Origin of the sequence: Planktomarina temperata RCA23 (assembly GCF_000738435.1) — a bacterium.
Lineage (GTDB): Bacteria > Pseudomonadota > Alphaproteobacteria > Rhodobacterales > Rhodobacteraceae > Planktomarina > Planktomarina temperata.
In genome coordinates, this window is the sequence record NZ_CP003984.1 from 447530 (window position 1) to 460060 (window position 12531).

Consider the following 12531-nt stretch of genomic DNA (forward strand, 5'->3'; position numbering starts at 1 on the left):
AAATGATACCGCTTATGACGAACCCCTCACGACCTGGTTCAAAGCATAAGCGCCTTCGGCCGGCAGTTAAACAGTCGACCTATTCCAGCGTAACGCTATTTGGCCTTGCGGGCTGCGGAGGAGGTGGTGAGCAGGGAGGCGACGGGTCCTTGGGGTCCTATGTCCCACCACCTGCAAATTACGACCCCCCTGTTTCGGTTGATCTAAACTTCAAGGTATTAGAAGCTGAACTGGTGCAACCATATTGGACGGCGTCATTGCTTATGGATGCTCCTGAACGCTCGGTTGATCCGATTTTGGAACGATATTCGCGTGTAATTGAGTATTCATTTCCAGTCGTGCAACCGTCCTATGAGCAGCCGGGCGTCATAGGTTGGCAGACGGCAAACGCGGTAGTGCAAACTGCTGGAAGGGAAATCTTTGATCGATTAGAGGCCTATCTAAATGTTTCATTTATTGAGGTTACCGACCCATTAGACATGAACGTTATTGCAATAGGCGTAAGTAACCAAACTGAAGCAGTTGGTTTTGCTTATTTCCCGAATCCAGACTTTGAAGTCGGTATGGATGTTTTTATATCCGATGATTATGTGGCCCCTCGTTTTGTTGGGTCTGAGACCACTAATTTCGATTATGAAATCATGTTGCATGAGATTTATCATGCGCTTGGTCTCAAACATCCGTTTGAAGCCGATGGCGATAATACGAATGTGCTTGGCTCTCGCGAAGATACAAGCCCTTACACTGTTATGTCCTACAACCTCGACCCATCCACTTTTGCAGGTGATGCACGGGTGTTGGATCTCATGGCGTTAACAGAGCTTTATGGTGTGAACCCGTCATACCGCTTGGAAGACGACACCTATGAATTTTCAAACTCTTCGGGTGTTTTTATTGTCGATGGTGGTGGGCGAGACACAGTCGCATATCAAGGCAGTCAAAACGTATTTGTAGATTTGCGGTCCGGTGGTCACAGCTTTATTGGTTCAAAGTCCGCTTATATCACTTCGGCAAATCAGCTTACGATTTCTAATGGTTCATTGATTGAGAACGCGACAACAGGGTCCGGCAACGACACTATTATTGGCAACGCACTCAACAATACGCTGAGCAGCGGGGGTGGTGACGATCGTATTTTTGCCGGTGAAGGACGTGATACGGTCATTTCTGGCAGGGGTGCGGACGTCATCGATCTGTCGGAGTACGTTCAGGCGCGGGATACCGTGAAGTTTAATGGCGAAAGCACAGCGGATAGGCCGGACATAATATACGGTTTCACGCAGGGCGTTAGCGGTGATTGCCTTGATCTTGGGGATCTCCTGCACCTTAGTTTTGATTTTTTGCCGTTGATTTCTGTGACCAATGTGCCTGAGTTAAACATCGCCGCAGCTGTTGTGCGTGTTGTAGGTGCAAATCTCGATACCTCAGATGATGTGGTGCGGGAGCTCAATACGGGGAGCCTCACGAGTTTGGATCTATCTGGACAATTAAACTCGATCTTAGTGTGCGCGGACAGTCAAGAAACTGGAGCAGAACAGCGATTGTATACAGCTTCGACTATGACCGGAGAGCTAACAGTTGATCAGCTCGCAGTATTCCAAGGTAATTATCTGGATATTGATATGTGGAGCAGTGCAAATTTTGTAAGTGTGGTTTAGCTGCGATGTATTGGCAATCACCGACCAAGAGGATCCAACCTGTTAAAACGCTTTGAAAGTTTGAATCGTGTAAGTGCGCTCGATGCCATCAATATTGAGTAAATTGTCATTTATAAACAACCCAATATCCTCATCATTTGGCAGATAAAGTTTCATCATTAAGTCAAAATCACCACTGGTGGAATAAAGCTCAGAGTGAATTTCACGCATCACTATTTGCGCGGCGACGTCATAGGCCGTACCGGGCCGACAGCGTATTTGTACAAAAAGACAAGTCATCGCAATTCCTTTACCTTTCAAGATCCCACTAAAAACCATACCCATTTCACCAAACTGCACAAGCAGCCAATTGTGCTTAGCTGTAAAGGATGAGAATTGATCTGACAATTTCTGACCGGCGTCCCCAAAAGAGCGTCTTAGCCGCTTTGGGACCCTCCAATACAGGTAACTTTGACATTGCGATGGATGGGCTGGGGTTAGGCAAAGTTAAATGTGTGTGGTTGGGAAAATTTATTTTTTAATAATCGTCATATAAACAGAGTAAATACGAGGTATTAATTTTGTAAAAGACATTATTTAATCTGACATTGTTATCATCCAGCGTGTGTCATTTCGTACATGCTGTCAGATTGGTTTGTGATAGGGATAGTCTTTTCGCCTACCAAATGTCGAGCTTCACGGAATGTTTGCATGGGCGTTTTTCCGTAGCAATGTTTTCCCGAATGGGGTCGCTGTTCGTTGTATTTTGCCAACCAATGATCAACGTCTGTTTGCAGCTCTTCCAGCGATCCGTAGATTTTCTTGCGGAACGCTATGTCATAGAACTCATTTTTCATGGTGCGATGAAAGCGTTCACAGATCCCGTTTGTTTGGGGATGGTTGGCTTTTGTCTTGCTGTGATCAATATCTTCCATGGCCAGATACAGTTGATAGCTGTGACGCTCAACGGTGCCGCAATATTCCGTGCCCCGATCTGTTAAGATGCGCAGCAGGGGCACCTCTTGTTCGTCAAAGAAGGGTACGACTTGGTCATTCAACATATCGGCGGCAGTGATCGCCGTTTTCTCAATGTACAGTTTTGCCATTGCCACGCGGCTATATGTATCGACGAAGGTTTGTTGGTAAATCCGTCCAACCCCCTTCATTGTGCCGACAAAATAGGTATCCTGGCTGCCAAGATAGCCGGGATGGTAGGTCTCAATCTCACCAGCCGCTTCACGTTGTGACTTGGCTTTTTCCAGCGCCACAATCTGCGCTTCGGTCAGAACAAACCCTTCTTGCGCGGACCGCGTTTCCAAGGCTTTCAGGCGTTTTTTCATGGTTTCCAGCTCGTTGCGCAACCAAATCGACCGCACCCCACCACTGGAGACCACGATGCCCCGCTGCAACAATTCTTGGGCGACACGCAGCTGGCCCAAGGCAGGATTTTCAATCGCAAGCTCAATCACCGCGCGTTCGACATGTTCCGGTACACGGTTGCGGATGATCGGCTTCTTACGGCTGATCTCGCGCAAGGCTTCTTCGCCACCGTTCTCATAAAGCTTCTTGAAGCGGTAAAAACTGTCACGCGAATAGCCCATGGTTTTGCAAGCCGCGCTGACGCTGCCAAGCTGCTTTGCCAATTCCAAAACGCCAAGCTTGGGCTTGATTAGTTTACTTTCGATGTTCGTCATCTCTCTGACTCCTTTTGTTCAAATATACAAAATTGTCAGATTAAATCTCGTTCTTTACAGATAAGTTTGCGGTGCAGTCGTGAAGCATCAAGTCATAACCCTCCCAGAGCATCACGAGCATTCCCCATGTCTGTGGCAATCAGAGTGTGGCACGTATCGCATCATCCGCTGCTGTGACGATATACAGTACATCTTTCAACAGTGGCGCAATCCAAAGTGGCGGCATCTGAGCTATCACGTGGAGTATGATAGTTTGGTTGAGCGCTGGGCTTGTATTGGCAGCTTACCTGCAGGGCTTATGATTGCTTGAGCATTAGGACATTGCCCACTAGAACGCCCAGTGGCGACAGCCTGTTATGACTGTTCAGCAAGCCTGCCTTTTTTCCATACTCAACGGTGAGGCCAAGCTTTTGAGCCTTAGCTTTTTGGTAACAGTGGCTAAGAACTGCTGAGAACCTCAGAAACTCTTCATGCGTATCCATCGTTTATTATCCCAGTTATTGGTCTTTTTCGTGATACGGGTAAATGCGGTATTTAGATCAATGTACTAATAGTAAGAAAGTTATTTATTAACGCTAACGATACTTTACTAATAAGTACAGCAAAGCTTTCTTGCTGGTTGGCTGAGGTTTCATCGGTGTTAAACTCCGTCCATGCAAAACCGAACAAAACAAGTCTGCCTAATCATCATAGCCGCCGCTTTGTTGGCTAAGGTCTACGTGATTGTTGCACCCAGTGTAGCTGGATAGCCATTTTAAGGTGGTCTGTATCGTGGTTTCACTCATTTAGGCAGTCTGGTGAAGTTTTGGCGTTAATGGGCTTACAGACCACGTTAAAGCTTAACTGCTTCGAGCATTAGGTGAGGCTTGCTTGCTTAACAATCGCATCACATTGAGTTTCTCAGTAGCAATATCCATGATGCTTGCACTAGAGGCATTGGCGACTGCCACCATATCCCAGTAACAGTTAATGCACACTTCATGATCGCATTGATGGAGCTTTAACCGTGTAATAACGATGGGTTCATCGCTATAATCAGGATGCGGGTTTTGAATTCGGTCACAGAAAGTGCATGACGCATTGGGGACATTGTAAGTAAAGATTGGCTTATTCATAATCTCAACACTCCCCCTGCAAGGAATCCCACATCAAAGCTTTAGGCAGACGGGGGATGGGACTACTGAACTCTTCGCCATGGTCTCAGTGCATGTAAACACCATCTACCTTCATTGCTGTTGAGCTAGTACGTTTACAGAATATGACCACGCTTAAACTTAAAGTAATCCACCTGCTCAGCTGCAGCGTAAAGAGAGTAACATTTCTTTTCCCGAAGCAAATGTACAAACTTTAGGGCTGGGCTGTAGCGGCTCAGCCTCTTTTGTTCGGGCTTATGTTCAGTTGGGCATTACTTCGATTTGCTCGTAAAGCGGTCATTCCACATTACATAGTGACAGCGGAAACCGAACGTACAGCATCACAGCCAGGCGGATGATCTCTCGGCTAGTTTTAAAGTACCTGAATGGAGAGTATTATGTCATACGGCGAGACTACAAATACACCCTGCTCGCTTCAACCGAGTTTAATCTGACAGTGCCGTTCAGTGGGTATTAAATAGAATGTTACCAATAGCGGCTACTCTGGTCTTACCCAGGCTCTTCATCGGTTCGGGCTATTTCTTTGCACGCATGCTTTGCACCTGTTTAATGAGCGCATCGGCTCTGCGTTTGGTCATGCCAAATTCTTTGCGCAACCGCTCGAGATCCGCTTTTTCCGTATGATCTAAAATTCCATCTAAAAGCGCTTTGCGCACCTGATCTTCAAAAATGATATTCCGCCGCTCCATCTGTGAATTAAAAGAAGAGGCGACAATACCGGTGACCAGAGCGACCACAATCACCCCTAAAATTGCCGATCCAACAGCGATAAGTTTCCCTGCCGCGGTGATGGGGGTGATGTCGCCATAGCCAACTGTGGTAAGCGTAATCAACGCCCAATACATTGAGTCTGGAATTGACTGAAAGCCCGTTGGATGGGTTCTATATTCAGCAAAATACATCAATGTCGACGAGAGGATGAACAAGATCGCGAAAAGGTAACTGGCAGCGTAAAACGAACGCTTTTCCTCATTAATAGCCTCAAACAGATCTTCCATAGCCGAATTATAATGAGATAATTTCAGAATGCGAAGCAGCCGCAAAGCGCGCAAAATCCGCAAATCTAAATAGGGGAAAAATGCGCGTAGATAGAAGGGCAGGATGGACAAAAGATCCACAAGGCCACTGAAACTGAGCATGTATTTGGCACGCGCTTTGCACGTGACAGCAAAGCTATACTGGCCAGGGACCTTGCTCGGTGCGACCCAAACACGGCAGAGATATTCGACTGTGAAGATCCCTACACTGATTATTTCTATCCATATAAACAGTAATTTATAGGCGGCGTAGAACCGAGGCACAGATTCCAAGGTGATGGAGATGATGTTGATGATGACCAAAGCAGTGAGGAACAAGTCGATACTTCGGCTGACCCTGTCGCCCACATCTGCTCGCTCTAAAATCTGATTGAGCCGGTTTTGCACCTCGCGGTATTTTGACATGCACACCCCCTACTTTATGCAACGATGCGCTTACCATGATTGCCAAAGCGCGCTTTGGCAAGATTATCTGAGGTTATACTCTCGGTTATCATCCCAGATCGGTCAAATGTTATGCGACCATAAGCCAATGAGATGTGCTAGGCAGGCGGGGCTTAGGCAGGCGTTCAGCCTGTTTAACTTTTCTAATAGTATCCTTATGGATCGTAATGGTGATGTCAGACAAATGAGAACTCGCATCGGATTGCTGGCGCAGCTTTAATCTATGCGCTCAATAGTTGGCGCCACTAATTCAGACAGAGCGCTGCGAGTTGGTGGTCTTCAGGCTTCTCCAAGGGGTGGGGCTTATGTCCAGGCACTTGGCCACGAGGTCACAGTCTTTGACCCTCAGGCCAGATATCTCTGACACCCTCGCTCCAGTATCTCTCAGCGTGACATACAGAGCCCAGGCTATGGCATCACCCGAGAAGGCTGGTTCAAGGAGGGTGAGCTGACTGTCTGTCAGGGGAAGTCTGTCGTGCTTGCTGGCCCCCGCCCCTTTGATCTTCAGGTTCGTGAACACATTCGGGATGGTCAGGGAGTGTTCCACAATCACATGGTTGATGGCTGTCCGCACAACACCAAGCATTCTTACTGCGCTGTTGGCTGAGACCCTGCTCAGGAGGTGGTCCCGCAGGTCATTGGCATCCTGTCTCGTGATGTCTGTCAGGGGCGTGTACTTCAGCTTCTGCTTGCCGAAGACGCTCTTCATGTCTGTGCGCAGTCGTTCTACCCGCTGTCCAATCTCCCTGGCAGCCTTAGGGGTGTCTGACTTGTAGGCCTCATACTGGTCCAGGGTCATGGCGAGGGTCAGGACGTCAGGCTTCAGCTTACCGGTGTAGACTTGCTGGACCACTTCTGTTGGCATCTTTTGCTTGTGCAGGTCTTTGCCCAGCTCATTCAAAGCATCCTCAATAGGAGAGTACTCCGGGACTGTCTCGGCCAGTACCATTTCAGCAACCTCATCGCCCAGTGCTCCGCGGATTATCTCCAAGCTGCGTTCTCTGGCTGACTTGTTGGCCTCATCGTTCAGCAAAGCTTCGATTCTGGCATGCACCAGGGGCAGGGCCTGCATGGCCTCTCGGTAGCTGTCCCCGAGCTGGCGATACAGGGTCGCCTTTCCAATGAGGGGCCTAAGCCGCTCTGGAACATTCCTCTTGTAGCGAAAGCTGCCGTTGGCTCTGCGAAAAACATAGCGGGGGAGTTGTAGGGGCACATCATCACTCATGGTTGTGGATTGTGCGCCTAACGTGCCTCAGTTCAAGTCAAAAGAGCCTCTCAGGTCAGGCTTGTACATGATACCGCCCTATGGCGGCCTACCACTCGCCCCTCGCTATCGTAGACCAAACCGTAGACCATTTTACGCCTGTTGCAGGAACCAGAATGAGACAGTAGCCTTGTTTTGTTAGGTTAATGCTAAGCGTTGGTGCCTGTAGGCGGAGTCATCCCCTCTTCTGGGCACCAATAAATCACCCAAAGCATTGTAATACCTCACTAATTAGACTTAGCAAGTGAGCCGTAGACCATGCTGGCAACCAAATCTAATAGCTATACGTTCCAAAAGGACGGGATCTGGTATTTCTCCCGTAGAGTGCCCGCTGATTTACGGCGGCATTATCGGACGGGCAGCAAATGAAATACGACTTTTTCGTAGAGGGCTTTTCAACTCCACCACACCCAAAAGGCATTACTTTAGTCGGAAAATCCGTGCAATTGGAGCCATTAAATGTTCAAAAACACTCCGAAGATTTACACAATGCTAATTTAATCGATCTCGAAGGAGTGAATTGGCTTTATCTACCCTATGGCCCCTTTGAAAGATTAGATGAATACCAAAAATGGCTAGAAACTGAAGCTGCTAATGACGACCCAACCTTCTTTGCGATTATTAATCTCACTGATGGTAAGGCTGTTGGTGTTGCTAGTTTTCTTCGAATAAACAGGCCTGATGGATCAATTGAAGTTGGCCACATAAATTACTCTCCACTGCTTCAAAAAACAAAAGAAGGAACAGAAGCAATGTACCTCATGATGAGGTGGGCATTCGAAAATGGCTACCGGCGTTATGAGTGGAAGTGCAATGCCCTAAATTTGAAAAGTAGATATGCGGCTCAAAGACTGGGTTTTTCTTACGAAGGAGTCTTCAGGCAAATGTCTATAACTAAAGGAAGAAATAGAAACACGGCATGGTTTGCAGTGATAGATAACGAGTGGCCCAGAATTAAAGCGGCATTCGAGTCTTACTTGTCTGACGATAACTTTAATTATCAACAGAAACCTATAATTTCACTTTCATCACTTACCAAACCAATTCTTTATAAGATTGATAATAAAGAATTTAGTTGATGTTATGTAGCAATTTTGGCCTTATCTCTGCCAAATCAATTAAGATTGCCTGAAGCTAATTGCCGCACAAAACGCTTAACGAAATCTCAGATACATTCGTCCGCCATAAACAGCATCCATTTTAACAACGTTTTCTTCTGGAAACCCTTGCCATAGCCATGCCCAACGCCGTGCGTCAGCCAACCACCAATCTGATCAATAACATCGCTTGGACATTCAACTTCCCTTAACCTATCCCGCATGGAGTGACGGAAGCTATGCATGGTGTAGCCCTGCCCAACAGGGATGCTCGTATTCGGGCTACAAGTGTTGCGGCTAAATTAAAGACCAAAGAGTACCGCATTCATTGTGCGCTCAGGAAGTAATGTGAACAAACCTGTTACAATAAGTGCCAGCAAGTAAAGCAGTTTCATCATTGTTTTGTGTCGCCTGATATTGCCATTTCGAACTGATCTAATGGCTTCAAAAACAGACCAAATAGTGAAGATGGATAGAAAGTGAATTGGACTAAATGGTCCAATAATCTTGATGGTTTGAATCCAAAAACTGCTAATACTGACCCACAACATCAGCAGAACCCAAATATATCCAAGGTACTTATGTGAGCCTGTTCCCTTTGGCCTTGTTAACTGGATACCACCCAAGATGACTGCCAAGAATGCGGCATAAGCATGGAACGGTATAGGTTGGTCTGCTGAATTGAGAATATTTAAATCCATGTTGTCTTCAATACTGCTTTAACCGTCACGGATAAAGTCGGGTCGAGATGTTCTTTCATTTACGTTGTCCAAAAGCAATTCTTGCTCAAAGGTAGTGCATCCATTTTTGCAGCACTCCAACTGAATACCCCTCGCCATAGGACGCCCCTACTCCCTGCGTTAGCCAACCACCAATCTGATCAATGACATCGCTGGGACATTCAACTGCCCTGAGCCTGTCCCGCATCGAATGCCTGAAGCTGTGAATGGTGTACCCCTGCCCAATCTTGGTTTTCAGCCACTTGTTCAAAGCAGCACTAGCTGAGTTTGCATTGGTGCGTTGACCATCATTGTAATTTGGGAATGCAAACTGACTACTGTCAGGCTGTGCTAATATGCGTTCTGCTGCCCACTTAGCTGATCCAACCAGAGGTATTACCCTTTCACTACTTGCAGTCTTCAAGGATCGCCAAGGATGAGGCCTGATGTTCACGCATAGGATGCCATCCTGCTCAATAAAATCCGAACGTAGAAGCCCAGCGCCCTCTGCTAAACGCATCCCTGTGTCCGCTATCATGGCGATCAGCCATCGCTTCTCATCATCAGCCTTACAGCACTCAGCTTGTACCTTTTTGATGTCTTGAGGCTTTACAGGGTGGCGTTTCTTCACCCCAACACTGTGATCAAAATAGACGTTTGAAAAAGGGTTGACGATTGCTAGCCCAAACTCACTCAGGGCCAAGTTTATAACGGCCCTCACAGTCCCAAATATCCTTGCCACAGAGGCTCCATTAAGCCCCTTAGCAAACAGGTAATCACGGAACTTGGTAGCATCAGACCTAACATAATCATGGAGGTCTTTCATCCCACAGCAATCAATCAGGTAGCCACAGGAACGCCTCACAGCGGCTGCAAAAGTCGCAGGACGGTCATTGCCCTTTAACCGCAAGTACACTGCCACAGCAGCCTTGAAAGAATGGTCATCGATTGAAGTTACAGCGGGTGATTCCTGAACTGCATCTGCTAGTAAATGCTTGCCTGGCAAATCATCCGAGGAAATCCGCAGAATGTGCCAATGCCGATCCAACTTAGCGGCATCATTCATCGCCCTCACACGAGCATCCCTGACTGATTTAGTCCTCAGCGAGTAAGCAATTCTGCCCGTCCGATAATGCCGCCGTAAATCAGCGGGCACTCTACGGGAGAAATACCAGATCCCGTCCTTTTGGAACGTATAGCTATTAGATTTGGTTGCCAGCATGGTCTACGGCTCACTTGCTAAGTCTAATTAGTGAGGTATTACAATGCTTTGGGTGATTTATTGGTGCCCAGAAGAGGACTCGAACCTCCACGTCCATACGGACACTAGCACCTGAAGCTAGCGCGTCTACCATTCCGCCATCTGGGCTGATGTCGTAGAGGGGCGTTTAAGCTTCTGGGCGGGGCGGGTCAAGAGGGTAAATGCCTTTGGGCGGCCCCCTTAGGCGCCAGGTTTCGCGCGCCGCTTATCGGGGTGCGGCGGCTGTCGAATGGGGAATGGACTTGTCATGAGGCGGTGCACGGAGTACCTCCCTTCCACAGAGAAATACTTGGGATGTCATCATGTCTAAGCTTGTAACTATATTCGGTGGGTCAGGTTTCGTTGGGCGCTATGTCGCGCGGCGCATGGCAAAGGCTGGTTGGCGGGTTCGGGTGGCTGTTCGGCGGCCCAATGAGGCGATATTTGTCAAGCCTTATGGGGTTGTAGGTCAGGTTGAGCCGGTCTTTTGCAACATTCGCGATGACGCATCGGTAAAGCGGGCTTTGCGCGGCGCCGATGCTGTGATCAATTGCGTTGGCATATTACAAGAATCAGGGCGCAATCGTTTCGACGCCGTGCAAACTCATGGCGCCGGCCGCATTGCGCGCTTGGCAGCTGAAGGTGGTATCGCGCAAATGGTGCATATCTCGGCCATGGGTGCGGATCTGACGAGCGACAGCGCCTATTCCCGCTCAAAGGCGGCGGGTGAGGCGGAGGTCTTGGCGCATATGCCGGGCGCAATGATTGTGCGACCGTCCATCGTCTTTGGGGCAGAGGATCAATTTTTCAACAGATTTGCGAGTATGGCGCGCTTTGGTCCTATTTTGCCGATCGTCGGGGCTGAGACGCAATTTCAGCCGGTGTTTGTAGATGACGTCGCACGGGCCGTAGTGCTGGGTGCGACAGGTGTCGCGGCGGGCGGCATTTATGAGTTGGCTGGACCCGAGCGGGATAGTTTCCGCGGTCTGATGCAGCGCATGTTGGATGTCATCCAGCGTCGGCGGTTGATCATCGGCTTGCCGATGTTTGTTGCGCGTCTCATGGCCACGGGCTTTACGCTTGCCAATAAACTGAGTTTTGGCTTGGCGCCGATGCCGATCACCCGTGACCAGATCCACAGTCTGAGCGTGGACAATGTGCCGAGCGGCGACTGTATGGGCTTGGCGGATCTACAGATTGAGCCAACGGCATTGGAAAGCGTATTGCCAGATTATCTATGGCCCTTCCGTGTGTCAGGCCAATATGCCGATATCAAAGCCTCTGCAAAAAATCTAAAAGCCTAGGGCGTCACGACCCGAGGCCGCCGCTGTAGCCTATGGTGAGCAGCGTGAGGCCGAGTCCTATGCGGTAAACCACATAAGGCGTATAGGTCAGGCTGTTTAGCAAGCGCATCATCAGACTGAGAGCCAAGAGCGCTGCTGCGAAGCTGAGGGCAACGACGATAGATGTATCGCGCAGGGGCACGGTGCCGCCGATCAAATCTAAAGAGGTAAGCGCGCCAGAGGCGATAATGGTCGGGATCGACATCAGCATGGCGATGCGGGCGGCCTCTTTGCGCGTGAAGCCCGCATTGAGGGCGCCGGTGATGGTGATGCCGGAACGCGAGGTGCCTGGGATAAGCGCCAGTGCTTGCCACAGCCCAAGGATCCACGCGTCTCGCAATGTCAGGTCTTGGAGTTGGCGCGTGGATTGGGCACGTTGATCCATCCAATAGAGTAAAATGCCGAATACCAGCATGCTCCAGCCGATCACGGTGATGGAGCGCAGGGCGTCTGACAGGCCAGTGAGTTTCAAAATCAAGCCCAGCACCATGACAGGCAGCGTGGCCAAGCTCATGGCGATGAGCAGCCGCGCGGAGGGGGTATCAAACTGGCCGCGCAGGACCTGCGGAACACCTTGCACTATGTGGCGCACATCTGACCAGAAGTAGACGATGACCGCCAATAAAGTTCCGACATGGGCGGCAACATCAATCACGGGGCCTTGATCGGTGAGGCCGGTCAGCCCGGGCAAGAGGATCAAATGCCCCGATGAGGAGACCGGTAGAAATTCTGTTATGCCCTGAATAAGCGCAATTATTACCAGATGATAAAGCGGCATGTGTTGGGATCCTCTGCAATCCAGGGGACCATATACCCATGGCGTATAAGCGCCAGCAAAAATATAGGTCCGAACCGGAGTTAAAAAGAGCTTGAAAATTTCATGAAAGTGTCGCCATATCGAA

The 12531-nt window shown here is 48.9% G+C and carries 11 protein-coding genes, 1 tRNA gene and 1 pseudogene; 4 read left to right on the top strand and 9 right to left on the bottom strand.

Annotation, left to right across the window (positions count from 1 at the left end; all coding sequences use genetic code 11):
- Positions 1-14 precede the first annotated feature (14 nt).
- Positions 15-1658: a M10 family metallopeptidase C-terminal domain-containing protein gene (locus RCA23_RS02135; protein ID WP_169701308.1), complete on the top strand. Its 1644-nt coding sequence runs from the start codon at positions 15-17 to the stop codon at positions 1656-1658.
- Between the two features lie 42 nt (positions 1659-1700).
- Here the strand turns inward: RCA23_RS02135 and RCA23_RS02140 are convergent, their stop codons facing one another.
- The 5 genes and pseudogenes from RCA23_RS02140 to RCA23_RS02160 all read right to left on the bottom strand — a co-directional run bounded on the left by RCA23_RS02140 (position 1701) and on the right by RCA23_RS02160 (position 7191).
- On the bottom strand, positions 1701-1937 hold the full coding sequence (locus RCA23_RS02140; protein WP_044051194.1) for an Lrp/AsnC ligand binding domain-containing protein: 237 nt from the start codon (positions 1935-1937) through the stop codon (positions 1701-1703).
- Between the two features lie 314 nt (positions 1938-2251).
- Entirely contained in the window at positions 2252-3331 is a 1080-nt protein-coding gene (locus tag RCA23_RS02145) for an IS481 family transposase (RefSeq protein ID WP_044048845.1), read from the bottom strand.
- 1433 nt (positions 3332-4764) lie between these two features.
- Positions 4765-4857, bottom strand: a pseudogene (locus RCA23_RS16695) (IS6 family transposase); the annotation flags it as partial.
- Between the two features lie 143 nt (positions 4858-5000).
- Complete coding sequence (locus RCA23_RS02155; RefSeq protein WP_044048847.1) at positions 5001-5927, bottom strand: potassium channel family protein; 927 nt, start codon at positions 5925-5927, stop codon at positions 5001-5003.
- Between the two features lie 289 nt (positions 5928-6216).
- The gene (locus RCA23_RS02160) at positions 6217-7191 is read right to left on the bottom strand and encodes a site-specific integrase (RefSeq protein ID WP_044051195.1); all 975 of its coding nucleotides are present in this window, start codon (positions 7189-7191) and stop codon (positions 6217-6219) included.
- A gap of 297 nt (positions 7192-7488) precedes the next feature.
- Here RCA23_RS02160 and RCA23_RS16950 point away from each other — a divergent pair, with 297 nt between their 5' ends.
- Positions 7489-7599: a DUF6538 domain-containing protein gene (locus tag RCA23_RS16950; protein WP_430903221.1), complete on the top strand. Its 111-nt coding sequence runs from the start codon at positions 7489-7491 to the stop codon at positions 7597-7599.
- The gene (locus RCA23_RS02165; RefSeq protein ID WP_044048848.1) at positions 7596-8309 is read left to right on the top strand and encodes a GNAT family N-acetyltransferase; all 714 of its coding nucleotides are present in this window, start codon (positions 7596-7598) and stop codon (positions 8307-8309) included. The genes RCA23_RS16950 and RCA23_RS02165 overlap by 4 nt, the downstream gene beginning before the upstream one ends.
- Before the next feature lie 320 nt (positions 8310-8629).
- On the opposite strand, the gene RCA23_RS02170 is transcribed toward RCA23_RS02165, so the two are convergent.
- The 3 genes from RCA23_RS02170 to RCA23_RS02180 all read right to left on the bottom strand — a co-directional run bounded on the left by RCA23_RS02170 (position 8630) and on the right by RCA23_RS02180 (position 10415).
- The gene (locus tag RCA23_RS02170; protein WP_044048849.1) at positions 8630-9028 is read right to left on the bottom strand and encodes a DUF2306 domain-containing protein; all 399 of its coding nucleotides are present in this window, start codon (positions 9026-9028) and stop codon (positions 8630-8632) included.
- An 85-nt stretch (positions 9029-9113) separates the two neighbouring features.
- Entirely contained in the window at positions 9114-10268 is a 1155-nt protein-coding gene (locus RCA23_RS02175; RefSeq protein ID WP_044048850.1) for a DUF6538 domain-containing protein, read from the bottom strand.
- Between the two features lie 61 nt (positions 10269-10329).
- Positions 10330-10415, bottom strand: a tRNA-Leu gene (locus RCA23_RS02180).
- Positions 10416-10609: 194 nt separating this feature from the next.
- Between RCA23_RS02180 and RCA23_RS02185 the strand changes: the two genes are divergently transcribed.
- Positions 10610-11590, top strand: a complete 981-nt coding sequence (locus RCA23_RS02185) for a complex I NDUFA9 subunit family protein (protein ID WP_044048851.1) — start codon at positions 10610-10612, stop codon at positions 11588-11590.
- Between the two features lie 4 nt (positions 11591-11594).
- On the opposite strand, the gene RCA23_RS02190 is transcribed toward RCA23_RS02185, so the two are convergent.
- Positions 11595-12407 (bottom strand): undecaprenyl-diphosphate phosphatase, encoded by an 813-nt coding sequence (locus tag RCA23_RS02190; protein ID WP_044048852.1) that lies wholly within the window; start codon positions 12405-12407, stop codon positions 11595-11597.
- Positions 12408-12531 lie beyond the last annotated feature (124 nt).

Coding starts and splice junctions, on each gene's coding strand:
- RCA23_RS02170 (WP_044048849.1), bottom strand. CDS start 9,028: ATGGATTTAAATATTCTCAATTCAGCAGACCAACCTATACCGTTCCAT.
- RCA23_RS16950 (WP_430903221.1), top strand. CDS start 7,489: ATGCTGGCAACCAAATCTAATAGCTATACGTTCCAAAAGGACGGGATC.
- RCA23_RS02155 (WP_044048847.1), bottom strand. CDS start 5,927: ATGTCAAAATACCGCGAGGTGCAAAACCGGCTCAATCAGATTTTAGAG.
- RCA23_RS02165 (WP_044048848.1), top strand. CDS start 7,596: ATGAAATACGACTTTTTCGTAGAGGGCTTTTCAACTCCACCACACCCA.
- RCA23_RS02160 (WP_044051195.1), bottom strand. CDS start 7,191: ATGAGTGATGATGTGCCCCTACAACTCCCCCGCTATGTTTTTCGCAGA.
- RCA23_RS02175 (WP_044048850.1), bottom strand. CDS start 10,268: ATGCTGGCAACCAAATCTAATAGCTATACGTTCCAAAAGGACGGGATC.
- RCA23_RS02145 (WP_044048845.1), bottom strand. CDS start 3,331: ATGACGAACATCGAAAGTAAACTAATCAAGCCCAAGCTTGGCGTTTTG.
- RCA23_RS02135 (WP_169701308.1), top strand. CDS start 15: ATGACGAACCCCTCACGACCTGGTTCAAAGCATAAGCGCCTTCGGCCG.
- RCA23_RS02185 (WP_044048851.1), top strand. CDS start 10,610: ATGTCTAAGCTTGTAACTATATTCGGTGGGTCAGGTTTCGTTGGGCGC.
- RCA23_RS02140 (WP_044051194.1), bottom strand. CDS start 1,937: ATGACTTGTCTTTTTGTACAAATACGCTGTCGGCCCGGTACGGCCTAT.
- RCA23_RS02190 (WP_044048852.1), bottom strand. CDS start 12,407: ATGCCGCTTTATCATCTGGTAATAATTGCGCTTATTCAGGGCATAACA.